We start from the raw sequence: 23,357 nt of genomic DNA, 5'->3' as shown, positions 1-23,357 counted from the left end.
CACCGCGCCACAGCGACGCCGACCGCACCGCCGACGAAGCCGCGGCGCTCCGCCAGGCTGCGCAGGCGCGACCAGAAGGCGGCTACTCGATGGACGACTTCGCCGACATCCCGCTGCCCGGCCGCGAGGTCGCTCCGGTGGAAGAGCGCAACGACGGCGTCCGTCTGCAGAAGGCGCTCGCGGCGGCAGGCGTCGCCTCCCGTCGTGTCTGCGAGCAGTACATCACGCAGGGACGCATCGAGGTCAACGGGGTCGTCGTGACCGAGCTCGGCAGCCGCGTCTTCCCGGACCGTGACGAGGTCGCGGTGGATGGCACCCCCATCCAGCTCGACCCGAGCAAGCGCTACGTCCTCCTGAACAAGCCCACCGGGGTCGTCTCGACGATGCGCGACGAGCAGGGCCGCCCTGACCTTCGCGAGTTCACGAGCGAATTCGAGGAGCGGGTCTACAACGTCGGCAGGCTCGACATCGACACGAGCGGCCTGCTGATCCTCACGAACGACGGGGAACTCGCGCACGTGCTCGCGCACCCGTCCTTCGGCGTGGAGAAGACGTACATCGCCCGCGTCGAGGGACGCGTGTCCGCGAAGGCCTTGCAGCGCCTTCGCCAGGGATTCGAGCTCGAGGACGGCTTCATCAAGGCCGACAGCGCGAGGCTGCTCGCCGATCAGCCGAGTCACACGGCCTCGCTCGTCGAGATCGTGCTGCACTCCGGCCGCAACCGCATCGTGCGTCGCATGCTCGAAGAGGTCGGGCACCCCGTCAGCGCGCTCGTGCGCAGGAGCTTCGGGCCGTTGAATCTCGGCACGCTGCGCGAGGGGGAGATGCGCGAGTTCACTACACTGGAACTCGGCCGCATCCTGAAGCTCGCCCGGCGAGCCGGTGAGCAGCGCGAGAGCGGCGCCCCCGCGCAGTCAGCAGCCCCCGAGCGCGGGGCGAAGCAGGGGAGAACCGCGCGGCAGACGCCGTCTGCCAAGTCGAAAGGTCGTCGATGACGCCAACTCGAACCAACTCCCCGGTGCGGGTGGTCGGTGCCGGGCTGCTCGGCACGAGTGTCGGTCACGGGCTCCGGAGGCTCGGCGTCGACGTCCAGCTCGACGATATCTCGCCGTCGGTGCTGCAGCTCGCGGTCGACTACGGCGCGGGAACCCCCGCGGCGGATGCTGCCGGGGGAGAGCCACCCCGCATCGTCGTGGTCTGCGTGCCGCCTGACGTGACGGGCCAGGTCGTCGCGGCCGAGCTCGAGCGCTGGCCGGACGCCATCGTGACCGACGTCGCGAGCGTGAAGTCGGCACCGCTCGCCGAGCTCGTCGCTCGGGGAGCCGACATCAGCCGGTACCTCGGCTCGCACCCCATGGCCGGCCGCGAGACGGGCGGGCCGCTCTCAGGCCGCGCCGACCTCTTCGTCGGACGCCCGTGGGTCATCGCGCATCACGAGCAGACGAGCGTCTTCGCGCTGCAGGAGGTCGAAGGCCTTGCGCTCGACCTCGGCGCGACTCCCGTCGCGATGACGGCCCACGACCACGACCGTGCCGTTGCGCTCGTCTCCCACGTCCCCCAGCTGGTCTCCACGCTGCTCGCCTCACGCCTCGTCGACGACGAGGACGGCGCGACCGCGCTCGCGGGCCAGGGCCTGCGAGACCTCACGAGGATCGCCTCGAGCGACCCCGTCCTGTGGACCCAGATCCTCACCGCGAACGCGGCCCCGACTGCTGCGGTGCTCCGCAAGCTGCAGGCCGACCTCGACAAGGTCGCCGGAGCGCTCGAGCGCAGCCAGGAGCGCGGCTCCGGGCGCATCATCGCGGAACAGCTCGCGACCGGCAACGCCGGCGTCGCGCGCCTGCCAGGCAAGCACGGCTCCTCGCGACGCGAGTTCGACTCCGTCACGGTCATGATCGACGACAAGCCAGGCCAGCTCGCACGCCTCATGGGCGATGTGGGCGACGCGGAGGTCAACGTCGAGGACTTCCGGATGGAACACGCGCAGGCATCGAACGTGGGCCTCGTCGTCATCTCCGTCGTGCCATCGGCGACGGCGAAGCTCGTCGAAGAGCTCGAGCAGCGAGGGTGGAGGATCGCCGCATGAGCGCGCCCGCCTCTCCGCTCGCCGCCTCCGTCGCGGTCGCCCCCCTTGTCGTCGCCGTCGACGGCCCCGCCGGGTCGGGCAAGTCCAGCGTGTGCCGCGAGAGCGCGAGGCGCCTCCGCTTCGGCTACCTCGACACGGGCGCCGCGTACCGCGCGCTGACCTGGTTCGCCATCGAGCAGGGCTGCGACCTCGACGACGCCGCGACCATCGTCGCCCTGCTTCCCACCTTCATCGCCGAGTACCGCATCTCGCAGAGCCCGGACGAGCGCTGGGTTCGCGTTGGCGAGACCGATGTCTCGGAGCACATCCGCGACACCGCCATCTCCGGCGAGGTCTGGCGAGTATCCCGGGTGCCAGAAGCCCGTGCGGCCCTCACGGCGCTCTTCCGGAGCACCATGGCCGAGACGGCAGCCGCCGGCATCATCGCCGAAGGCAGGGACATCACGACGGTCGTGGCCACGGATGCGCCCGTGCGCATCCTCATGACCGCGGACGAGGCCGTTCGCATCGCACGCAGGGCCGGCGAGAAGGCAGGCGAGGCGGCCTCCGCCGTGGCCGAGTCCGTCTCGGCGCGCGATGCCCGCGACGCCAAGGTCACCAACTTCACCGAGGCCGCCGACGGCGTCACGGTGCTCGACACGACGAGGCTCGATTTCGAGCAGTCGGTCGAGGAATTCCTGCGAATCGTCGCCTCGGCGCCCGGTTCGCACCAGACGACAGCACCGTCGCTGGCAGCCGCCCCGAGCGCGCTGTCAGACACGACAACACGAAGGAGTCACGATGACTGACGACCAAGGGAACAACGACGAGGCCACCCAGGCCTCAGACGAGTTCGACGCAGCAGGAGGCGAGGAGCTCGTCTCGCGCCTGGAGGGGCTCGACGAATCCGTCGTCGAGCAGCGCACCAACGCGCTGCGCCAGAGCCTCGACGACTACGAGCTCGAGGAAGACGACCTCGAGGTGCTCCTCGGCGCCTCCGAGGACGGCGACGCCATCACGTACCTGCCAGCGCTTCCCGTGCTCGCGGTCGTCGGCCGACCCAACGTCGGCAAGAGCGCGCTCGTCAACCGCATCATCGGCCGGCGCGAGGCCGTCGTCGAGGACACGCCAGGCGTGACCCGCGACCGCGTCTCGTACAAGGCCGAGTGGAACAACCGCTGGTACACGATCGTCGACACCGGCGGGTGGGAGCCCGACGCGAAGGGCATCGACCTGTCGGTCGCCCAGCAGGCGGAGATCGCCGTCGAGCTCGCTGACGCCGTGCTCTTCGTCGTCGACGCGAACGTCGGCCCCACCGCCACGGACGAGCACGTCGTGAAGCTGCTCCGCAAGACGGACCGGCCCGTCATCCTCGTCGCGAACAAGGTCGACGACGCCGTCCAGGAGCCGAACGCGGCGCAGCTGTGGAGCCTCGGACTCGGCGAGCCGTGGCCGGTCTCGGCAGTCCACGGACGCGGTGTCGCCGACCTCCTCGACAAGGTCATCGAGATCCTCCCCGAGGTCTCCAAGGTCGCGAAGGAGGAGATCGGCGGGCCCCGCCGCGTCGCCATCCTGGGACGACCGAACGTCGGCAAGTCGAGCCTCCTCAACAAGGCCGCTGGCGAAGAGCGTGTCGTCGTCAACTCCCTCGCCGGCACCACTCGCGACCCCGTCGACGAGCAGGTCGAGCTTGGCGGCAAGATCTGGCGCTTCGTCGACACGGCGGGCATCCGCCGTCGGGTGCACCTGCAGCAGGGCGCGGACTTCTACGCCTCGCTGCGCACGACGGCCGCCCTCGAGAAGGCCGAGGTCGCCGTCGTCGTCCTCGACGTGACCGAGGCCGTCAACGTGCAGGACCTGCGCATCATCGACCTGGTGCTCGAATCCGGGCGCGCGCTCGTGCTCGCCTTCAACAAGTGGGACATGCTCGACGACGAACGTCGCTGGCAGCTCGAGCGTGAGGTCGAACGCGACCTCGCTCACGTCGCCTGGGCGCCGCGCGTCAACATCTCCGCGAAGACCGGCCGCCACCTCGAGAAGCTCGTGCCGGCCCTTGAGCTGGCCCTCGACTCGTGGGACACGCGCATCCCCACGGGCAAGTTCAACGCGTTCCTCGCGGAGCTCACGGCGGAGTTCCCGCACCCGCTCCGTGGCGGCAAGCAGCCGCGCATCCTGTTCGGCACACAGGCGCAGACGCGTCCGCCGACATTCGTGCTCTTCACGACCGGCTTCCTCGACCCGGGCTACCGTCGTTTCATCCAGCGTCGACTCCGCGAGGTGTATGGCTTCGAGGGCTCGCCGATCATCACGAACATGCGTGTCCGCGAGAAGCGGGCGAAGCGCAGCTAGCGAGTCCGCCAGCGCCGAGGGGTCCGTTCCGCAGTCGCGGGACGGGCCCCTCGTGGCAAATTCGGCCCTTTTTTCTTCATCGTGAATACGGGCGTGCCCCTTGACCCGGATTCCCGCACGTCAGGCAGCGCAGAACCGTAGGATTTTTCGTGAGCCTGGCTGTCAGGCGTGAACTTTCGACGTTGAGGGGTCCCATTCGATGATGGAAAAGTCCGAGAAGACGCAGCACGAGTGGCTGGAGAAAGTCGGCATCGCCGAGCGGATGATCCCGCTCATCGGGAACCTCTACCGCACCCGCAACGTCGTGACCTCCATCTACGGTCACCGGCTCATCAACCTCTCCGCGATCGACATCATCAAGGCGCACCGCTTCGCGCGCCGCATCAACGACGTCGAGCTGTCGCTGGACGCGACGCTGCCCATCCTCGAGCGGCTGCAGGAGTTCGACCTCGGCACCGCCTCGATCGATCTCGGCGAGCTCGCGACCCGATTCGCGGCCCAGGCCGAGGACCTCGACACCTTCCTCGCGAATCAGCTCCTCGAGGTCATCGGCACCGGCTCGCCGGACTCCGGCGCCGACGTCGTCCTCTACGGATTCGGTCGCATCGGCCGCCTGCTCGCCCGCATCATCATCTCGCACGCCGGCACCGGACGCGGGCTGCGCCTCCGGGCCATCGTCGTGCGCAAGGGCAGCGACAACGACCTCGAGAAGCGGGCGAGCCTCCTGCGACGCGACTCCGTGCACGGCGCCTTCGCGGGGTCGATCTCCGTCGACCAGGCAGCCTCGACGATCCAGGCCAACGGCACCGTCATCAAGGTCATCTACTCGAACGACCCGGCCACCGTGGACTACGCCTCGTACGGGATCCGGGACGCCATCGTCGTCGACAACACGGGCCGCTGGCGCGACGCCGAGGGCCTCGCGCAGCACCTGCAGAGCCCCGGCGTGCGTCGGGTGCTGCTGACGGCGCCGGGCAAGGGCAAGCTCAAGAACATCGTCTACGGCATCAACAACGCCGGCATCACGGACGACGACCGAATTCTCTCGGCAGCATCCTGCACGACCAATGCCATCACGCCCGTCCTCAAGGTCATCGACGAGCGATACGGGGTCGTGCACGGACACGTCGAGACGGTGCACTCGTTCACCAACGACCAGAACCTCATCGACAACTTCCACAAGGGAGACCGCCGCGGACGCGCCGCGGGACTCAACATGGTCATCACGGAGACCGGCGCGGCGAAGGCAGTCGCGAAGGCGCTCCCGCACTTCGAGGGCAAGCTCACCGGCAACGCCATCCGCGTCCCTACGCCGGACGTCTCCATGGCCGTGCTCAACCTCACGCTCGAGCGTCCGACGACTCGCGGCGAGGTGAACGACTTCCTCCGTCAGATCTCGCTCAGCTCCGTCCTCCGTCAGCAGATCGACTACATCGAGTCGAGCGAGGTCGTCTCCACGGACTTCGTGGGCACGACCCGGGCCGGCATCGTCGATGGGCTCGCGACCATCGCCGAGGGCAAGAACCTCGTGCTCTACGTCTGGTACGACAACGAGTTCGGCTACTCCACCCAGGTGGTGCGCATCATCGAGCAGCTGGGTGGCGTGCAGCCCCCGATCGTGCCGCACCGCAAGGAGCTGTCGCAGATCTAGCTCCACGCCGCGTCACGCAGCGATACGGCCCCCGTCCACCGGAAGGTGGACGGGGGCCGTCTCTGCGAGCAGGGACCGGCTACTTCAGCTCTCCGGAGCCCAGCTTGTCGGCGAGCGAGTGCTGCTCCTTGCCGAGGCGCGAGTTGCGGCGGCTGTAGAGGAAGTAGATCGCGAGGCCGATGACGAGCCAGATGGCGAAGCGCAGCCAGGTGAGCGTCGAGAGGTTGAGCATGAGCCAGAAGCACAGCACCGCCGAGAGGATCGGCAGGAACGGCGACCACGGCATGCGGTAGGCCAGTTCACGGTTCGGGTACTTCTTGCGCAGCACGAGGATGGAGAGGCTCACGAGCACGAACGCGGAGAGCGTGCCGATGTTGATCATCTCCTCGAGCCAGTCGACGTTCGTGAGCCCAGCGAGCAGCGCGACCGCGACGCCGACGCCGATCTGCAGGCGGATCGGCGTCTTGCGCTTCTCGCTCGTGATGCTCCACGAGCGGGGGAGCAGCCCGTCGCGGCTCATCGAGAACAGCACTCGGGCGAGGCCCATGAGGAGCACGAGGATGACGGTCGTGAAGCCGAGGAGGATGCTGATCGAGATGATCTGGGCGGCCCAGTCGGCCCCGACGAGCACGAATGCCGTCGCGAGCGACGGGGTCTCGGAGGCCGCGAGGTCGGTGTAGGACACCATGCCCGTGATGACGAGGCTCACCGAGAGGTAGAGCACGGTGACGATGGCGAGGCCGAGGAAGATGCCGCGGGGCAGGTTCTTCTTGGGGTTCTTGACCTCTTCCGCGCTGGTCGCGACGACGTCGAACCCGATGAACGCGAAGAACACGATGGAAGCGCCGGCGAGGAGGCCGAAGACGCCGTACATGCTCGGCTCAGCACCGGACATGAAGGAGAACAGCGACTGGTGCCACGCATCCGCTCCCGAGTCCTGCGCGGGCTGGGACGGCGGGATGAACGGCGTGTAGTTCTTCATGTTGACGAAGAAGGCGCCGACGATGATGACGAAGAGCACGGTCGCGACCTTCAGGATCGTCAGGACCGCGCTGACGCGAGAGGACAGCTTGGTGCCGAGCGCGAGCAGCGTCGTGAGGACGGCGACGATGAAGAACGCGGCCCAGTTCAGCTCGAAGAGCCCGAAGATGCTGAGCTTCGGCGGGATGTCCCAGCCCCAGATGTTGACGACCTCCTGCAGGTACACGCCCCAGTAGCTGGCGATGACGGCGGAGGCGGAGAGCATCTCGAGGATGAGGTCCCAGCCGATGATCCACGCGAGCAGCTCTCCGAGCGTCGCGTACGTGAATGTGTAGGCGGAGCCGGCGACGGGCACCGACGACGCGAACTCGGCGTACGCCATGATCGCGAGACCGCACGTGACCGCCGCCAGGAGGAAGCCGATCGTGATCGAGGGGCCGGCGTTGTTGGCGGCCGCCTTCGCTCCGACGGAGAAGATGCCGGCGCCGACGGCAACGGCGACGCCCATGATGGCGAGGTCCCACACGCCGAGGGAGCGCTTGAGCGACCGTCCCTCGGAGTGCGAGTCCGCAAGTGATGCCTCGATGCTCTTCGTGCGCATCAGGCTTTCGAAAAAGCTCAAGGAGTTCCCCCAGGATTGTTGCAAGCGCGCGTGGGCACGCGCGCGCGAGTGGAGTTTACCTGTTGGAAACACGATGGTCGACGCTCGAATTCGCCGCTTTCGTCGTCGGTCTCCCCGGGTGCCAGGCATTGGCAGGAAGCGGCGAGGATCGGTGTCATAGGGTTGCTCGCGAGTGGAGCCGCCCGGTCCACTGGCTTTCGCGAAGGAGGGGCCATGCCTGACCTCGCCGAGGCGCCGGACGCGTTGCTCGTCGCCCGCGCCAGAGACGGTGACCAGCGCGCGTTCGAGGTGCTCATCCGTCGCCACTGGGGGCTCATGATCGCCACCGCGATCCGACTGCTCTCGTCCCGCGCCGACGCCGAAGATGCGGTGCAGGACGCCTGCATCGTCGCCTGGAAGCGACTCGACCTCCTCCGCGAGCCCAGTGCCGTGCGCGCCTGGCTTGTGCAGATCGCGGCTCGCAAGGCGACCGACCTGCTCAGGAAGCGGAAGTTCGAGCAGGACATCGACGACGTCGTGGCACCCGCCGCGAAGGAGCTCGGGCCGTCGGCCCAGCTCGAGCTGAACGCAAAGCTCGATACTGCATCCCGAATTCTCGGCACGCTCCCCGAGCTCCAGCGGCAGTGCTGGGTCCTGAAGGAGACGGCGGGTTTCACCTACGCCGAGATCGCCGAACAGCTCGAAACGAACACCTCGACGGTGCGAGGGGCCCTGTCGCGGGCCAGGCTCGCGCTGCTGCGGGGAATGGAGGAATGGGCATGAGCGAAGACGACGAACCCACCATCGGCGCGGCGGGGTACACCCTCACGCAGCTCTCCGAGTATCTGGAAGCCGGTCGCGTGCCCTACAACGCCGACATCGAGAGCGACCCGGAGTGCGAGCGAGCGCTCGAAGCCCTCGAACGCGTCACACGCGCCTCCCACGACCTCATCGAAGCCGAGTCGGCAGCGACACCAGGGCCGAGCGGAGCGTGGCTGCAGTCGATGCTGCGTGGCATCGCGATGGATGCTCGTGCAGGCCGCGAGATTCCGCTCACCTCGGTCGAGCCCGAGTACGAGTTCTCGCAGAGCGAGGGCGTCGTGCGCGAGATCGTCCGGCGCACGGGCGATGCCCTGGACGGCGTCCTGATCGGTCGTTGCGTGCTCGACGGCGAGGTGACGGAGCCAGGTGCGCCCGTGCACCTCACGGTCTCCGTCACGGTTCTGGGCTTGAGACCGCTGCATCCGCTGGCCGACCGCGTTCGGGAGGCGATCGCCGAGGCGCTCGCCGTCCACACGACCCTGCAGGTCACCGGCATCGACATCGTCATCGCCGACGTGAGGAGCGCCGAATGATCGACCGCGAGCGTATCGCCGAAGCCGTCGAGGCGGCGACCATCGGTGCCCCCGGGGTGGTGGAGCTACTGCCCATCACGAGCATCCATCTCGGATCGCTGCACGTGGAGGTCGGCACGTCGGGCGACGCCACGACCGTGGCCGTCCGGGTGCGGGTCGAGGCGTCCGCCCCGCAGGCGCAGATCCTGGAAGGCCTCGCCGAGCGCATCAAGGCGGCTGCGCTCACCGTGCTCCCGCCCGGATCTCTGGTGCAGGTGCGGATCAGGGTGCACGCGCTCGCGGGTCGAAGCTGAGCCACAGCTTCGCCATAGGAAGGCCATAGCCCCGGGTTGGATGCTCAGTGGTGTCGAAAGGAACCACACATGTCCACCCCCTCCTTCCCGGAAACGAACCCGCAGGACGGCGCCAAGCCGCACCTCGAGTCCTCCGCTCAGCAGCCCTCCTCGTCCTCGCAGTCGCACGCCTTCGCGCCGCAGTACTCCTCCGGCCCGTACCAGCCCGGCCAGTACGCGCCGGCCGGCTACCAGGCACCCCAGTACCAGGACTACTCGGCGCCCCAGTACTCGACCCCGGACTACGCGGGCGCCGAGTACCCGTCGAACAGCTTCGGCCCGGCAGGGTCGCCGGCAACGGCGCAGGTACCGAAGCCCCGCAAGCGCCGCTTCGGCACGGTCGCGCTCCTCACCGCGGGCCTCCTTGTCGGTGGCGTCGTCGGTGGCGGCGTTGGCGGAGCCGTCGTCGGCGGCTTCGGCTCGTCCCAGGTGGCCGCGGGCTCGTCCAGCTCGCAGTCGATCACGGTCAACAACCCGCAGGACGCGACGCTCGTGACGAGCATCGCCGCGGTGGCCTCCCCGAGCGTCGTCACGATCTCCGCATCCTCCGGTCAGACGGGGGCGAGCGGCTCCGGTGTCGTCGTCGACGGTTCCGGGTACATCGTCACGAACAACCATGTCGCGACGATCGACGGCGCAACGGGCAACGCCGAGCTCTCGGTCCAGACGAGCGACGGCCGCCTGCTGCCTGCGACCCTCGTCGCCGGCGACCCTGTGCTCGATCTCGCGATCATCAAGGTCGAGGACACGTCGCTGACCCCCATCACGTTCGCCGACTCCGACTCGCTCAATGTGGGCGATGTCGCCGTGGCCATCGGCGCTCCGCTCGGGCTCTCCGACTCGGTGACCGAGGGCGTCGTGAGCGCCCTCGACCGTGGCATCCTCGTCAGCTCCTCCGCGGTTCCGGAGGAGGTCCAGTCTGACGGCACCCAGGAAGACAGCCCGTACAATTTCTGGCGCGGCGACCCGAACTCGTCCGAGGGGCAGACGAGCACCCAGGGGTCGTCCTCCGTTGCTCTCCCGGTCATCCAGACCGATGCCGCCATCAACCCGGGCAATTCCGGTGGTGCGCTGGTCAACCAGGACGGCGCCCTCATCGGCATCAACGTGGCGATCGCTGGCGCCGGCAGCAGCAGCGGCAGCGCATCCGGCAACATCGGCGTCGGCTTCTCGCTGCCCTCGAACCTCGTGAAGCGGGTGGCGGAGCAGCTCATCTCGAGCGGCGCCGTCTCGCACGGATTCCTCGGAGCGAGCGTCAGCGACCCGACCGCGGCCGACTCGAGCATGGCCGGGGCCTACGTGACGCAGCTCACCGCAGGGGGCCCCGCGGCGCAGGCCGGCATCCAGGCCGGTGACGTGATCACCTCGTTCGGTGGGCACCGAGTCTCCAGCTCGACGGACCTGACGGCCCAGATCCGTGCCCTCGAGCCGGGAACGCAGGTCGAAGCCGTGCTCATGCGCGGCGGCCAGGAGCAGACGGTCCGAGTCACGGTGGGCAAGCTCGGGCAGTAGCGGCAGTAGCGGCAGGAACGGCGACGCCTCCTTTCGGCGCCAGCGGGCACGCACCTATCCTTGGTGCGTGCCCGCTTCTGTGTTGACTGTCGCCGCCATCTGCTTCGAGGATCCCGAGGGGCAGGTGCTCACGGTCCGCAAACGCGGGACGACGAAGTTCATGCTCCCCGGCGGGAAGCTCGAGCCGGGGGAGTCGCCGAAGGCGGCGGCTCTTCGCGAGATCGAGGAGGAGGTGGGGATCGTGCTCGACGACGCCGACGTGACGCTCCTCGGGGAGTGGACGACCGCGGCCGCGAACGAGGCGGCGACCGACCTCATCGGCACGGTGTACCTGGCAGAGCTGAGCGGGACGCCACGGGCTCGCGCCGAGATCGCGGAGCTGCGCTGGGTGGATGCGTATCCGGCCCCTGGAGCTGACCTGGCCGATCTCGCGCCGTTGCTCAGCGAGTGCGTCATGCCCGAGCTCCGGAGGCGCCGCGACGCGCGTGCCTGAGCGCTTCCCGAACCTCTCGAACATTCTCCGATATATCGCTTGACAGCGACTCTTCTCCGATATATCGTCGAGCTATCGGGGTTGCACGGTGCAGCTCCAGCAGAAAGGTTCACCATGCGAAAGCACTTCACCCACAACCACCACCCGTTCGACGCAGACCGAGGCCGCTCCCACGAGCAGGGCCACGGGTTCGGCCACGAGGCCGCACAGGACGAGCGCGTCCGTCGCTTCTCACACGGATTCGGCCCTGGACGAGGATTCGGCCCAGGATTCGGTCCGGGGGCCGGTCACGGTCCAGGCTTCGGCCCGAAGTTCGGCCCACGCGGCCACCGCCGGGCAGGCAAGGGCGACGTCCGCGCCGCCATCCTCTCCCTCCTCGCGGAAGGCCCCTCCAACGGCTACGGCCTCATCAAGGGCATCGCGGAGAAGACCGACGGCGTCTGGCGCCCAAGCCCCGGCTCCGTCTACCCGACGCTGCAGCAGCTCGTCGACGAAGACCTCATCGAGCAGGGCGGCACTGAGAAGAAGCCGGTCTTCGAGCTCAGCGAATCGGGCCGCACCTACGTGGCCGAGCACGCCGAGGAGCTCGAGCAGGGCTGGCGCGGCGTCGCCGGGATGTCAGAGTCCGCGAGCGGCCTGCGCGAATCGGCCATGCAGTTCATGGGCGTCATGCAGCAGTTCCGTCTCGGTGCGACCGAGGAGCAGCAGCAGGAGGCCACCAAGGTCCTGGACGACGCCCGCAAGGCGCTCTACACGATCCTCGCCAAGTAGCGGCGTGCGGATGCCGACGGCCGAGAGCGTCTGCCCACGGCGCCGGGGAAGCAAGGTCAGGAGCGGTCGCGCTGCTTGGACTCGCGTCGCTCCTGGATCTTCGCCTCGCGCGCGAGCTTCCGCAGCTCCTTCTCGAGGTCGTCGAAGCGATCGGCGCGTTCCGGGTCGTCCTCTGGCGAGGTCGGCAGCTGCATCCGCGGGCTGCCCTTCGACCACGGGTCGAGCAGCTCGTGCTCGATGTGCGCTGAGATCTCGGTCCACGCGTCAGCTCGCGCCTGCTCGATGAGCCCGTCGATGAACGCCTCGTCCTCGCGGTCCGCTTCGATGCGCTCGCTCACCGCCTGCGAGGCCCGCTCGCGGAAGCTCAGCGTCTCGATGTCCGCGTGCCGGTAGTCGTGGGCGCTCAGCGACCTGCCTGGTCGCGCGCGGTCCCGAACCCCGGCCACGCGCTCCGCCGAGTACCGCAGCTCCTTGAGCACCCGGTCGAGCGAGGCGTTCGCCGCCTCGCGATAGTCGGCGGCAGCGAACGGCACCTTCTCGCCGACGGTCCGCTTGATGATCGAGTTCTTCACGTCGAGTCGAACGATGCGCATCGCCAGCAGCAGGCCGTCGTCGATGGCCTCGGAGAGCTCAGGGAAGATGACCGGAGGCAGCCCCGTCTTCTTCTTGGGCTTCGTCTGCTGACTCGTGGAAGCCGTCCGAGCTCTGCGACGCCAGCGGAACATCATCCCTGGCCCTTGGGGGCCTGAGACTCCTGGTGCGGGAGTCCAGCCGCGCCGAGCTTCGTGGCTCCGCGTGAGCGGGCCCGCTGCTCCTCGAGGGCTTCCAGGAACTCCGCCTCCCAGGCCACATCGACGTCGATGCCCTGTCGTCTGGCTTCCTCGACGCTCAGCTCACGCGGGAACCCGTGCGTGTCGGAGAGCAGGAACACGTCGGCGCCGGTGAGCGTCGACCCCTTGTACGCGGCGAGCGCCTTGAGGCCGCCCTTGAGGGTGCGGCGGAACGAGCGCTCCTCCTTGACGAGCACCGCGACGACGTCCTCGCGACGCTCGCGCACCTCCGGGTAGTCATCCACGTAGAGGTCGGCGATCGTCGGCACGAGCTCCGCGAAGAAGTTCTCGGAGATCCCGAGGATGAGGGCCTCGCGGATCGCGCGACGCACGAGGCGGCGCATGACGTACCCCTGCTCCTTGTTCGACGGCACGACCCCGTCGACCGCCAGGAACGTCGCCCCGCGCAGGTGGTCGGCGATGATGCGCATCGAGAGCGTGTGCTCTTCGTAGCTCTTGCCGCTCAGCTGCTCGATCTGCTCGACGATCGGGCGCAGGAGTGAGATCCGGAACACGTCGGGGGAGTGGATCGCGGCCGCGGCGATGCGCTCGAGCCCACCGCCGAAGTCGACGTTGCGTCGTTCGAGCTCGACGAAGGAGCCGTCTTCGACGCGCCGGTACTGCATGAAGACCTGATTGCCGATCTCCATGAACTGGCCGCTGTCGCTCGCCGGGTGCGCGCGACCGTATGAGGGGTCGTGGTTCTCCGGTCCGAAGTCGTAGAAGACCTCGCTGTCGGGGCCGCAGGGGTCTCCGATGGGGGTCGCCTCGAGCGATCCGCCACGCGACCACCAGTTCTCGCCGCCGTCGTAGAAGAAGATGCGCTCGCCGGGGTTCACGCCTCGAGCGTCGCCGTCCGCCTGGCTCCCCATCTCGACGATGCCGGCTTCGATGCCGCGCTCCGCGAAGGCCGCCTGCCAGATGCGGGCGGCCTCGTCGTCCCGTGGGATGCCCGCGGCCTCGTCGCCGATGAACGCGGTCACGTAGAGACGGTTCGGGTCGATGCCGACCTCGTCGACGAGGAACGACAGGAACGCGGGGATCTGCTCGGCCTTGAAGTAGTCGCCGAGGCTCCAGTTGCCGAGCATCTCGAAGAACGTCGTGTGGCGGTTGTCGCCGACGTCCTCGATGTCCTGCGCGCGCACGCAGGGCTGGCTGTCGGTGAGTCGCGTTCCGGCGGGGTGGTCTTCGCCGAGAAGATAGGGGAGAAGGGCCTGCATGCCGCTCCCGGTGAACAGTGTCGACCCGTCCCCGCGGGGGATCAGCGGGGCTCTGTCGATCCTGACGTGCCCGAGTCGCTCCTGGTAGTCGAGGTAGGCATTGCGAATCTCATGCGCGTCCATGTGGAGAGTGTTTCACAACTCCGGATGTCGTATCGTGATCTCGCCGAACGTGGGGGCGTTCAGGCACTCGGCGACGAGTGCTCGAGTGAGGTTCAGGGGAGTCGTCTGTGCAGGAGATCGCGCAATTGTGGACCGGTGCGACGGGGCTTTCGACCGCGCACGTCGCCGACGGGAGCGTGCGGGCCGGGGTAGCCGCGCGCTGCGGGCCCGCGGCGGTGAGGCCCGTGTCGGAGGGCGCGCCGCGGCTCGCGGGACGCTGCCTTCCTGTTCGCCACTTCGGCAGCGTCGACGTCCTCCTCGAGGCCATGGATCGGGCGCACCCCGGCGACGTGCTGGTCGTCGACAACCAGGGCCGCACCGACGAGAGCTGCGTCGGCGGCCTCATCGTGCTCGAGGCGAAGGCGGCAGGGCTCGCGGGCATCGCCATCTGGGGACTGCATCGGGACACGCGCGAGGTTCGCCGCGCAGGGTTCCCGGTGTTCAGCCTGGGTTCGCTGCCCGCAGGTCCCGCGCGCCTCGACGAGCGTCGGCGCAGCACGTTCTCGTCCGCGGAGTTCGGGGAGTACACCGTGCGCACGCGCGACGTCGTCTTCGGCGACGAGGACGGGGTCGTGTTCGTGCCTGGGGACCGAGCCAACGAGGTGCTCATGCATGCCCTGCAGCTCAGGGACGCCGAGCGCTCGCGGGCCACGAGCATCCGCCTCGGCACGACCCTCCGCCAACAGGTGCAGTTCTCCGCCTACCAGCGGGCGCGCCGGAGCGAGCCGGAGCTCACGCTGCGCGAGCACCTCGCCCGGACTGGCGACGCCATGATCGTGTGAACTGTCGTGCTCTTCTTGGCGAACGTCCCGCTCAGGCCGAGGTGACCGCCTCGCTCAGGCTCAGGCGACCGTCTCGCTCAGGCGAAACGTCGCTGAGGTCGATTCCTCGCTCAGCTGCCACAGGCGCTCGGCCCGCTCGCGGTCGCGCTGCGTGGTCGGCTTGTCCAGTTTCACGGGGGCGCCGCGCACGGTGCGCGCCGGGCCGAGGTAGTCGCCACCGGCGACCGTGTCGCTCGTCAGCGCGTGCACGGCGATGGCCGCAGCGCGATGCTTGCCGTGCGCGAATGGTCCGGCGAGGCGCGACGCGAAGCGCTGCCAGGCGGTCGGCTCGTTCACGCCCGTGCGCACTGGGGTTGCCCCGTTGACGGGGATGCCCGGGTCGACGACCAGCGCCTCCGCGGGGGCGCCGGCTGCTCGCAGGCGACGGTCGAGCTCGAACGTGAACATCTCGAGCGCGTGCTTCGAGGCGGCGTAGGCGCGGCGCGGCTCGTACAGGTGCGTGCTCTGCCAGTCCTCGAGGTCGAACGGGTAGATGCGGGTGGCGAGGCTGCCGACGGCCACAACCCGGCTGGTCTCCGCCGCATCGCCGTGGGCTGCGGGCTTCGGGGCGACCAGCGCATCCATGAGCTGAGCCGTGAACTCGAAGTGGCCGAGGTGGTTGGTCGACATCGTGAGCTCGCGACCGGCCGCATCGTGCTCGCGCTGCGTTCCCGGGGCCATGTGCGCGGCGTTCAGCAGCACCCCGTCGAGGCGCTCGCGGGAGCTCAGCGAAGCGGCCGCGCTCGCGATCGACTCGCTCGACGTGAGGTCGAGGACGATGCGGCTCGTGCTCGCATCCGGCACCTGCTCGGTGATGGAGATCAGGGCCGTGTTGAGTTTCTCGATGCTGCGCCCGAGCAGCACGACGTGGTGGCCGCGGCGTGCGAGCTCTTCCGCGGCGAAGTAGCCGACACCCTGCGTGGCACCGGTGATGGCGAAGGTCTTCATCGTCACACTCCTTCAAGCCTCGAACGTTTCGAGACTCAGAGTACAACGCTTCGATTGCTGAAATATTTCCGTGGCGTAAGGTACTGAACATGGATTCGCTGGAACGGGCGATGCGTGCCGTCTACGAAACCGCGCAGAGCACCAATGTGGCTGCTGAGCGGGAACTCGAAGCGCTCGGGCTCACCTTCCCGACCGCGCAGGCGCTCTGGGCGATCGATCCGGACGCGCAGCCCCCCGCGATGAAAGAGCTCGCGACCAAGCTGCACTGCAACGCCTCGAACCTCACCTTCGTCTCCGACCGCCTCGTCGATCGCGGCCTCGTCGAGCGCCGGGAGAGCGAGCACGACCGACGCTCGCGGGTGCTGACGCTGACCACCGAGGGCAAGCGGGTGCGCAAGCTCGCGATCGCAGCGCTCAAACGCGCATCGCCGCTCGCCGGCTGCAGCAGCAGCGAGCTAAAGGCCATCGCGAAGAGCCTGACCTCTCACGACGCGTGACCATGGCAGCAGCCCCCAAGCGGGGGATCGACTGATGGAGACGTGGACCGCCGCCTCCATCGATGACCTCGTGTGCGTCGAGCTCCCACGCAGCTCTCGCCTGCTCGCCCTGGCAATGGGGGCCGCGAACGTCATCATGCAGCTCTCCAACCCGGCCGTCGGGCAGGGGGTCGCGCACAGCCGCGTCACGAGTGGGCGCCTCGACGTGCACCCCATCAAGCGCACCAGGACGACCCTCAGCTACCTCGCCGTGGCCGTCCTCGGCACCGTGGAGGAGCGCCGCGCGTACCGCAGGGCGGTCACGCGCCAGCATGCGAAGGTGCGCTCCGACCGTGACCCGCGAGCCACCGAGGAGTACTCGGCCCTCCGCGTCGACCTGCAGCGCTGGGTCGCGGCATGCCTGTTCGTGGGCTCCCGCGACGTGCTCGAGCTCGTCGAAGGCCCGCAGGCAGGCGCGTCCGCGGAGCGCTTCCTGCTCGAAGGGCGCGTCTTCGGGACCACCCTGCAGATGCCGCCGAGCGCGTGGCCGGGCAGCACCGCCGCTTTCGAGGAGTACTGGCGCGGCGAGCTCACGAAGCTGCGCATCGATGACGAGGTGCGCAGCTACCTGCTCGACATCGCCAGGCTCGAATTCGCCGCGGCGGTGCTTCCCGAGCGGATGCGGGCGTGGCATCAGCGGCTCACGGTCGGCTTCCTGCCGCCCGAGTTCCGGCGCGCGCTCCGCGTCAGGTGGACGCCGGGCGACGAGACATGGTTCCGGCGGCAGCGCGCCGCCTTCGTGCGAATCGAGCGCGTGCTCCCGCTCGCCGCCTCCGGCCTCGTGTACCGGCTGCTGCTGGCCGACGTGCGCTGGCGCATCCGCCGCGACCGCCCGCTGGTGTGAGGGACGCGCGCGCCGTCGCCGGGCCCACGCTCGCCCCGCGAGCTCGCGTGCGCGACCCAGGGCGTGCACAGTCTCCCGACGCGTGAACGTAACGTGACGTCCACACTCCCGTAGCAGGGCCCGTCCAGGCTCACAGCATGACCACCCGCGTAGACCCGTTCATCGGCACAGAGCCCACCGCGCTGCCGACGCAGACGGGCCTCGCCGCGACCTGGTGGTGGCCGAAGCCGCAGATCGGCAACACGCATCCGGGCGCCACCTACCCACTCGGGATGGTCTCGGCCTGCGCCTACTCTGGCGCGTACCCGACCGGGTACGGCCGTTACGACCTCAGCCTCGAGGGCATCCCCGAGACGATCTACGACGGCACGCTCGCCTCGGGATTCACGCACTTCCAGCAATCGGGCACCGGGGCGATCCGCAAGTACTACAACTACTTCCGCGTCACGCCCATGATCGAGCCGCTCGACGTGCTCGGGCGCACCTGGTCGCTCGACGACGAGGACGCCTCACCCGGCTACTACGCGGCGACGCTCGGCAATGGCATCCGCGCCGAGATCACCGTGGGTCCCAAGAGCGCCGTGCACCGATACACGTTCCCGAAGCACTCGAGCGCCAGGGTCGTCGTCGACTTCTCGCTCGGCGGCCTCGCCATCCCCTACGGGGCCACCGTCCCGCTGCGGGCCCACCTCGAGACCGTCAGGCCCGGCGTCGCGACGGGAGAGATCGTGGCAGAGGGCGCCCCGCTCGCCGTGCACATCGAGTGCGACACTCCCCAGTGGCGCCAGATGCTGTGGCACGATCGGCGCCTCATGCCGGGCGGCACGCGGCTCGACTTCGACCACATCCGCCCCACGACGCTGCGGCCCTTCGGCCTCATGTGGGCGGGCCCGAGCGAGGAGGGCCAGGTCGTCGAGGTGCGCATCGGCTTCTCCCTGCGCGGGGTCGAGCAGGCCGAGCAGAACCTCAGGGACGACTGCGGCGACGGGGAGGGCAGGTTCTCGGACCGACTCGCCGAAACCGGGCGCGCCTGGCAGGAGCTGCTCGACGAGGTCCAGGTCGAGACGGGCTCGACCGAGCGCGAGACGGTCTTCTCGACGGCCATGTACCACTCGTTCGTCAAGCCCTCCTTCGCGCTCAACGAGAGCCCCTTCTGGCCAAGCGACGGACCCTTCGTCTTCGACCTGTCGACGATGTGGGACATCTACCGCACCCAGCTTCCCCTGCTCACCGCGCTGCGTCCGGACAAGGCCGTCGAGCTCGCCAACGCCCTCCTCACCATCTGCGAGGAGGAAGGCAACTTCCCGATCGGCTACCGCATGGCCAAGGGAAGCGACCGCTTCTCCCGACAGGGCAGCGCGCTCGCGCACACCTTCCTCGCCGACCTCTGCCAGCTCGGACTGCCCGGCATCGACTGGGACTGGGCGCTTGTGCACATGGCCGATGACCTGCGGCGCACGTACGGCGAGGAGTTCCTGCTGCGCGGCGTCGCGCATCCCATCACGCACACCCTCGACCTCGCGTTCGGGTACTGGTGCACGGCCCGCGTCGCGGCTCGCGTCGGCGACCTCCAGCTCGTCCAGCAGCTCGAGAAGCGCGCAGGACAGTGGCGGGGCGCGTTCGACCCGGCCACGGGCCTGCTCGTCGACTCCAACTTCTACGAGGGCTCCAAGCACAACTACTCGTTCCGGATCCTCCACGACATGGCGGGGCGGATGCAGCTGAGCGGCGGGCCGGAGGGCTTCGTCGCGCAACTCGACGAGTTCTTCGGCTACGGCGCCCAGCCGGTCGTGCAGCCCGGCCGCTCGCCCGGCATCGAGGAACTCGCGGCCGGCTACGCCCTCGGACGCTTCGAAGGCCTCAACAACGAACCGGACATGGAGGCGCCATGGGCGTACCACTACGCCGGACGACCGGACCGGACCGCGGAGATCGTGCACGCCATCATCACCCAGCAATACGCGACGGGACGAGGCGGCCTGCCAGGCAACGACGACTCGGGCGGCCTCAGCTCCTGGTACGTCTGGGCCTCGCTCGGGCTGTTCCCCGTGGCTGGACAGGCGAGCTTCCTCATCAACGCGCCCGCCTTCGCCGAGTCGTCGCTCGCGGTCTACGGGGAGCGCTTCCGCATCACGACGACAGGGTTCCGCGAACCCGCGCACGGCGGCCCAGTCCAGTACGTGCAGAGCGCCCACCTCGACGGCAGGCCGCTCAGCAGGAGCTGGCTGTCGCCCAGCGAGCTCATGGCGGCGCAGGAGCTGCACCTGGAGCTCGGGCCCGAGCCGAGCGACTGGGGCACCCGCGAACAGGACCTGCCGTCGTCGTTCCCGGCCCCAGCATCCGCCCCACCAGCCGCACCCACCTCACCCGCAGCATCCATCCCCGCCACCCCACCCCTCGTCGACGGCCAGCCGGCGACACCAAACCCGGGAGGACCCTCATGAACAAGATCCAGAACCGCCTCGTGATCGTCGTCCGTGCCGATCCAGTCATCTGCGGGCACTCCGTCGAGGCCCGCAACCTGGCGGAGGCCGCACGCCTGCGCGGGTTCGACGAGGTGCGCATCGTCACGTGGCCCATCGAGCGCCTGCAAGCGGCAGGGCTGCCGCTCAAGCCCCTCGAGACGGTCATGCCCTACAGCGACGGCATCTTCGTCGACCGCCCCGCGCCCGTCGGCGACTACAAGGTCCCAGACGGCCGCTACCTCGCGGGGCTCGTCGGGCGCCTCGTCGAGCTCTTCACGGACGGGGTGCCGACCGTCTGCATGTCGCTCTACCTCAGCCCGCACACGCTCGCCGTCGCGGAGGCGCTCACCGTCGCCCGTTCGACGGGCCTGCCCGTCGACGTCACCACCATCGCCGAGGCCGTCGGCTCCGACGTCACCAACGTCGTCAAGCACGCCGTCGAGGACGGCCGCCTCGGCGCGGCAGCCCACATCCTCTCGGCGTACTTGTCCCAGGACGTGTGCGTCGCCGTCTCCGAGTACACGCGCGACCTCATCGTCGGGGAGGCCGCCAAGGTGGACGCGCAGCACGGCACCCGCTACGCGCCCCAGTGCCAGGAGCGCATCGACATCTCCTACCCGGCCATCGACTCGAGCGCGTACGTCGACCTCGCCGACGCCGACATCACCGCCGCCGTGGAAGCTCGCGGGCTCAAGCGCGACGGCTACGTCATGTTCCTGTCGAGGCTGACCGAGGCGAAGGGCGTCGAGGACCTCATCGCGGGCTTCGAGCAGTCCCGCGTCGCCGACGACCCCCAGATCCAGCTCGTCATCGCGGGACGAGGGCCGCAGGCCGAGGAGCTGAAGGCGATCGGTGCCGCGTCACCGCTGGCCGAACGCATCCACTTCCTCGAGGACGTGGGAGACGCCGAGAAGCCCTTCCTGATGGCCGGATGCGCGGCGTTCGTGCTGCCCACGAAGCCGCGCCCCGAGTTCATCGAGACCTTCGGCATCGCGCTCGCCGAGAAGATGCTCGCAGGCGGCGGGCCGGTCATCACGACCGTCACCGGCGGCGTGGGGGAGGCCGTGGGTGACCACGCGCTCATCGTGCCCGTCAACAGCCCATCGTCGATCGCGGACGCGCTCAATACTGCGGTGCTCGAGACCAGCGCCGCCGAGCGGCGGCTGCTCGCCGTCCAGGCGCGCGACTACGCGCTCCAGTTCGACCGGCTGGCGGTCTTCGACAAGCTCTTCGACCGGCTGCCTCGAGGCGCGATGGCGGCCTGACCCGCGCGGCACGCGAGCGCCTGCTCGAGTGTCTGCTCGAGTGCCTGTCCAACTTCAGTGCAATTCCGGGGTCTCGCGCCATTGCGAGGTCGATTGGGGCGAATATTGCACTGAAGTTGGACAGGCTGGCGGGTGGGCGCCCGCCTCCGAGGGACGCGGCGTCTTCGAAACGGGGCGGCTCAGAGCGCGAGGAGGGCGTCGAGCTTCTCGTACCCCTCTCGCACGCCGTGCTCCATGCCGCTCGCGACGAGGCCGTCGCGCATCTCGAACGACTCGAGCAGGCTCGTGCTCGTCACTCGCGTGCGGCCTCCCTCGAGTGCCTCGAACACGATGGTCTCGAGGAGCACGCCGTCCGGGATCATCTCGAAGGTCTGCGTCTGCACGATGCGCTCGTTCTCCCGGACCTCGTGGAACGAGCCGTAGAAGGTCGCGATCTCCTCGCCGTCCTTGAGATTCACCCACCGGTAGGCGCCTCCTGTGGCCGCGTTCCAGTGGTCGATGTTCGTCGACACCTCGTGCGGGCCGACCCACTTCGTGAAGAGGTCGGGGTCGACGAATGCGCGGAACACGCGGTCTGGGGTGGCCTCGAACTCGCGGACGACGGAGACGTTCGGCACGTCTTCGCCAACCGTGACGGCGGTGTCGTTGGCTGATGTGGTGCTCATGATGTGGTTCCTTTCGCTGGTTCTGGTTCTGGTGCTGGGTGCTGCGTGGTGTCGTCCGGCAGGGTCTCGAGCAGCGCGTCGAGTCGGCGGAACCGCGCCTCCGCGGCGGCCTGGTAGCGCTCGATCCACGCGGTCATGAGGCTGAGGACCTCCGCTTCGAGGTGCCGGGGTGCGCGGACCGCGCTGCTCGTACGGCTGACGAGGCCTGAGTCCTCCAGGACGCGGAGGTGCTTCGAGATCGCCTGCACGGAAACGTCGTAGGGGGCTGCGAGCTCTCCGACGGTCGCGTCGCCGCTGGCGAGCCTCGCGACGATGTCGCGTCTCGTCGGGTCGGCGAGCGCCGCGAAGACGGGGGAGAGCGCGTCGGTGGTCATAGCTCCTCGGCTGGGTTCGTCAACCGTGTGGTTGATGAAACCAGTGTGTGACGCGCGAGAGCACTTGTCAACCTTTCGGTTGATGAAACTCAGGCTCGAAGGAGCTGGCGAGCAGCCTCGAGTGCGTCGCGTGCGGCATCGCCATCGACGCGCGCGATCGTCAGGGCGCCGACGACGGCCGCGGTCACGAGTGTGGCCGTGTGCTCAGTGAGGTCGAGCGCGCGGGTGCCCCGCGAGATCGCGCGCTCGAGTGTCGCTCGGTAGTCGGTGATCGAGGCGCGAATCTCCCGGTCTTCGGAGAGTGAGCTGGAGGCCGTCGCGAGCAGGAGGCAGCCTCGGACGTCGTCGCGGCGCCCTTGGGTTGCGACGGCAGCTGAGAGGCGAGCGAGGTAGTCATCGAGCGCGGATGCTGGTGTCGGGTCCGCGAGCAGTGGCGCGAGCAGCGGGTGCACGACGTCGTCCAGGTAGCTCTGCACGGAGGCGTCGAAGAGGCCGCGCTTGCTGCCGAAGGTGTTGTAGATGCTCGATCGGCTCAGGCCAGTGGCGGCCTCGATGTCGCTCGTCGACGCGGAGTCGTAGCCCTGGCGCCAGAAGAGAGTGCGTGCGCCGGCGATGACGTCCTGGCGGTCGAAGTTCATCGTGCGTGCCATGTGGCCTCCGATACTGTAACGTTCGTTGCAGAATACACCGATCCTGGAGCTGACATGCTTATCGCCGCCCTCGTCTTCGCCGCCCTCGCGGCGCTTGTCCACGTCTACATCTTCATCCTCGAGTCCGTCCGCTGGACGGCGGAATCGACGAGGAAGACGTTCGGCATCCCCTCCCTCGAGGTCGCCGAGACGACCAAGTCGATGGCCTACAACCAGGGCTTCTACAACCTCTTCCTCGCGATCATCGCCGGCCTCGGCGTCATCCTCGCGATCGCGGGCAACAGCGTGGTCGGCGCGACGCTGATCTTCGCCGGAGCGTGCTCCATGCTGCTCGCCGCGCTTGTCCTCGTCACAAGCGACCACACGAAGCTGCGCGCCGGCGCCGTCCAGGGCAGCTTCCCGCTGCTCGCCGTGGTGCTGCTCGGCATCGCAGCCGCCACGGGAGCGCTCGCCGCCTGAGCCGAGCT

24 protein-coding genes are annotated in these 23,357 nt (G+C 68.9%); 17 read left to right on the top strand and 7 right to left on the bottom strand.

Features of this window, described 5'->3' with window-relative positions; all coding sequences use genetic code 11:
• Positions 1-89 precede the first annotated feature (89 nt).
• From C5E07_RS09270 to C5E07_RS09250, 5 genes are all read left to right on the top strand, one after another.
• Positions 90-995, top strand: a complete 906-nt coding sequence (locus tag C5E07_RS09270; RefSeq protein WP_104242308.1) for a pseudouridine synthase — start codon at positions 90-92, stop codon at positions 993-995.
• Positions 992-2,086: a prephenate dehydrogenase gene (locus tag C5E07_RS09265; RefSeq protein WP_104299235.1), complete on the top strand. Its 1,095-nt coding sequence runs from the start codon at positions 992-994 to the stop codon at positions 2,084-2,086. Before C5E07_RS09270 ends, C5E07_RS09265 begins: the two co-directional genes overlap by 4 nt.
• Positions 2,083-2,874 (top strand): (d)CMP kinase, encoded by a 792-nt coding sequence (cmk, locus tag C5E07_RS09260; protein ID WP_104299241.1) that lies wholly within the window; start codon positions 2,083-2,085, stop codon positions 2,872-2,874. Before C5E07_RS09265 ends, cmk begins: the two co-directional genes overlap by 4 nt.
• Positions 2,867-4,414, top strand: coding sequence for a ribosome biogenesis GTPase Der (der, locus tag C5E07_RS09255; RefSeq protein WP_104242269.1), 1,548 nt, complete (start codon positions 2,867-2,869; stop codon positions 4,412-4,414). The genes cmk and der overlap by 8 nt, the downstream gene beginning before the upstream one ends.
• A 199-nt stretch (positions 4,415-4,613) precedes the next feature.
• On the top strand, positions 4,614-6,065 hold the full coding sequence (locus tag C5E07_RS09250; RefSeq protein ID WP_104242267.1) for a glyceraldehyde-3-phosphate dehydrogenase: 1,452 nt from the start codon (positions 4,614-4,616) through the stop codon (positions 6,063-6,065).
• Between the two features lie 79 nt (positions 6,066-6,144).
• On the opposite strand, the gene C5E07_RS09245 is transcribed toward C5E07_RS09250, so the two are convergent.
• Positions 6,145-7,647 (bottom strand): APC family permease, encoded by a 1,503-nt coding sequence (locus tag C5E07_RS09245; RefSeq protein WP_104299234.1) that lies wholly within the window; start codon positions 7,645-7,647, stop codon positions 6,145-6,147.
• 234 nt (positions 7,648-7,881) lie between these two features.
• On the opposite strand from C5E07_RS09245, the gene C5E07_RS09240 reads away from it, so the two are divergent.
• The 6 genes from C5E07_RS09240 to C5E07_RS09215 all read left to right on the top strand — a co-directional run bounded on the left by C5E07_RS09240 (position 7,882) and on the right by C5E07_RS09215 (position 12,110).
• The gene (locus C5E07_RS09240; protein ID WP_104242263.1) at positions 7,882-8,430 is read left to right on the top strand and encodes an RNA polymerase sigma factor; all 549 of its coding nucleotides are present in this window, start codon (positions 7,882-7,884) and stop codon (positions 8,428-8,430) included.
• Entirely contained in the window at positions 8,427-9,002 is a 576-nt protein-coding gene (locus C5E07_RS09235) for a hypothetical protein (RefSeq protein ID WP_146080222.1), read from the top strand. Before C5E07_RS09240 ends, C5E07_RS09235 begins: the two co-directional genes overlap by 4 nt.
• The gene (locus tag C5E07_RS09230) at positions 8,999-9,295 is read left to right on the top strand and encodes a hypothetical protein (RefSeq protein ID WP_104299232.1); all 297 of its coding nucleotides are present in this window, start codon (positions 8,999-9,001) and stop codon (positions 9,293-9,295) included. The genes C5E07_RS09235 and C5E07_RS09230 overlap by 4 nt, the downstream gene beginning before the upstream one ends.
• Before the next feature lie 69 nt (positions 9,296-9,364).
• Complete coding sequence (locus tag C5E07_RS09225; protein WP_104299231.1) at positions 9,365-10,846, top strand: S1C family serine protease; 1,482 nt, start codon at positions 9,365-9,367, stop codon at positions 10,844-10,846.
• Positions 10,847-10,913: 67 nt separating this feature from the next.
• Positions 10,914-11,339: an NUDIX domain-containing protein gene (locus C5E07_RS09220; protein WP_219820051.1), complete on the top strand. Its 426-nt coding sequence runs from the start codon at positions 10,914-10,916 to the stop codon at positions 11,337-11,339.
• 114 nt (positions 11,340-11,453) lie between these two features.
• Positions 11,454-12,110, top strand: coding sequence for a PadR family transcriptional regulator (locus tag C5E07_RS09215; protein WP_104299229.1), 657 nt, complete (start codon positions 11,454-11,456; stop codon positions 12,108-12,110).
• Positions 12,111-12,166: 56 nt separating this feature from the next.
• Here C5E07_RS09215 and C5E07_RS09210 read toward each other — a convergent pair whose 3' ends face one another.
• Together C5E07_RS09210 and C5E07_RS09205 are read right to left on the bottom strand one after the other, a co-directional pair.
• Positions 12,167-12,838, bottom strand: a complete 672-nt coding sequence (locus C5E07_RS09210; protein ID WP_104308685.1) for a hypothetical protein — start codon at positions 12,836-12,838, stop codon at positions 12,167-12,169.
• Positions 12,835-14,283 carry an alanine--tRNA ligase-related protein gene (locus C5E07_RS09205; RefSeq protein ID WP_104299228.1) on the bottom strand — a complete coding sequence of 483 codons (1,449 nt, stop codon included), beginning with the start codon at positions 14,281-14,283 and terminating at the stop codon, positions 12,835-12,837. The genes C5E07_RS09210 and C5E07_RS09205 overlap by 4 nt, the downstream gene beginning before the upstream one ends.
• A gap of 107 nt (positions 14,284-14,390) precedes the next feature.
• Between C5E07_RS09205 and C5E07_RS09200 the strand changes: the two genes are divergently transcribed.
• Positions 14,391-15,104 carry an RraA family protein gene (locus C5E07_RS09200; RefSeq protein WP_219819646.1) on the top strand — a complete coding sequence of 238 codons (714 nt, stop codon included), beginning with the start codon at positions 14,391-14,393 and terminating at the stop codon, positions 15,102-15,104.
• 60 nt (positions 15,105-15,164) lie between these two features.
• Here the strand turns inward: C5E07_RS09200 and C5E07_RS09195 are convergent, their stop codons facing one another.
• Complete coding sequence (locus tag C5E07_RS09195) at positions 15,165-16,091, bottom strand: SDR family NAD(P)-dependent oxidoreductase (RefSeq protein ID WP_104299227.1); 927 nt, start codon at positions 16,089-16,091, stop codon at positions 15,165-15,167.
• Positions 16,092-16,180: 89 nt separating this feature from the next.
• Here C5E07_RS09195 and C5E07_RS09190 point away from each other — a divergent pair, with 89 nt between their 5' ends.
• The 4 genes from C5E07_RS09190 (at position 16,181) to C5E07_RS09175 (ending at position 21,201) form a co-directional block, all read left to right on the top strand.
• Positions 16,181-16,588 (top strand): MarR family winged helix-turn-helix transcriptional regulator, encoded by a 408-nt coding sequence (locus C5E07_RS09190; protein WP_104299226.1) that lies wholly within the window; start codon positions 16,181-16,183, stop codon positions 16,586-16,588.
• A 34-nt stretch (positions 16,589-16,622) separates the two neighbouring features.
• A complete protein-coding gene (locus tag C5E07_RS09185) occupies positions 16,623-17,471 on the top strand; it encodes an oxygenase MpaB family protein (protein ID WP_104299225.1) in 849 nt (282 codons plus the stop codon).
• A 137-nt stretch (positions 17,472-17,608) separates the two neighbouring features.
• Positions 17,609-19,915 (top strand): glycoside hydrolase domain-containing protein, encoded by a 2,307-nt coding sequence (locus C5E07_RS09180; RefSeq protein WP_104242241.1) that lies wholly within the window; start codon positions 17,609-17,611, stop codon positions 19,913-19,915.
• A complete protein-coding gene (locus C5E07_RS09175) occupies positions 19,912-21,201 on the top strand; it encodes a glycosyltransferase (protein ID WP_104299224.1) in 1,290 nt (429 codons plus the stop codon). Before C5E07_RS09180 ends, C5E07_RS09175 begins: the two co-directional genes overlap by 4 nt.
• Before the next feature lie 179 nt (positions 21,202-21,380).
• Here C5E07_RS09175 and C5E07_RS09170 read toward each other — a convergent pair whose 3' ends face one another.
• The 3 genes from C5E07_RS09170 to C5E07_RS09160 form a co-directional block, all read right to left on the bottom strand.
• On the bottom strand, positions 21,381-21,866 hold the full coding sequence (locus tag C5E07_RS09170; RefSeq protein ID WP_104299223.1) for an SRPBCC family protein: 486 nt from the start codon (positions 21,864-21,866) through the stop codon (positions 21,381-21,383).
• Complete coding sequence (locus C5E07_RS09165; RefSeq protein WP_104299222.1) at positions 21,863-22,240, bottom strand: helix-turn-helix transcriptional regulator; 378 nt, start codon at positions 22,238-22,240, stop codon at positions 21,863-21,865. The genes C5E07_RS09170 and C5E07_RS09165 overlap by 4 nt, the downstream gene beginning before the upstream one ends.
• Before the next feature lie 89 nt (positions 22,241-22,329).
• On the bottom strand, positions 22,330-22,890 hold the full coding sequence (locus C5E07_RS09160; protein WP_104299221.1) for a TetR/AcrR family transcriptional regulator: 561 nt from the start codon (positions 22,888-22,890) through the stop codon (positions 22,330-22,332).
• A gap of 54 nt (positions 22,891-22,944) precedes the next feature.
• Here C5E07_RS09160 and C5E07_RS09155 point away from each other — a divergent pair, with 54 nt between their 5' ends.
• Complete coding sequence (locus C5E07_RS09155; RefSeq protein ID WP_104299220.1) at positions 22,945-23,349, top strand: DUF1304 domain-containing protein; 405 nt, start codon at positions 22,945-22,947, stop codon at positions 23,347-23,349.
• The last annotated feature ends 8 nt before the right edge of the window (positions 23,350-23,357 follow it).

The organism is Pseudoclavibacter sp. RFBJ3, from assembly GCF_002931375.1.
Classification (GTDB): domain Bacteria; phylum Actinomycetota; class Actinomycetes; order Actinomycetales; family Microbacteriaceae; genus Pseudoclavibacter.
This window is presented reverse-complemented; position numbering and strand designations above follow the sequence as displayed.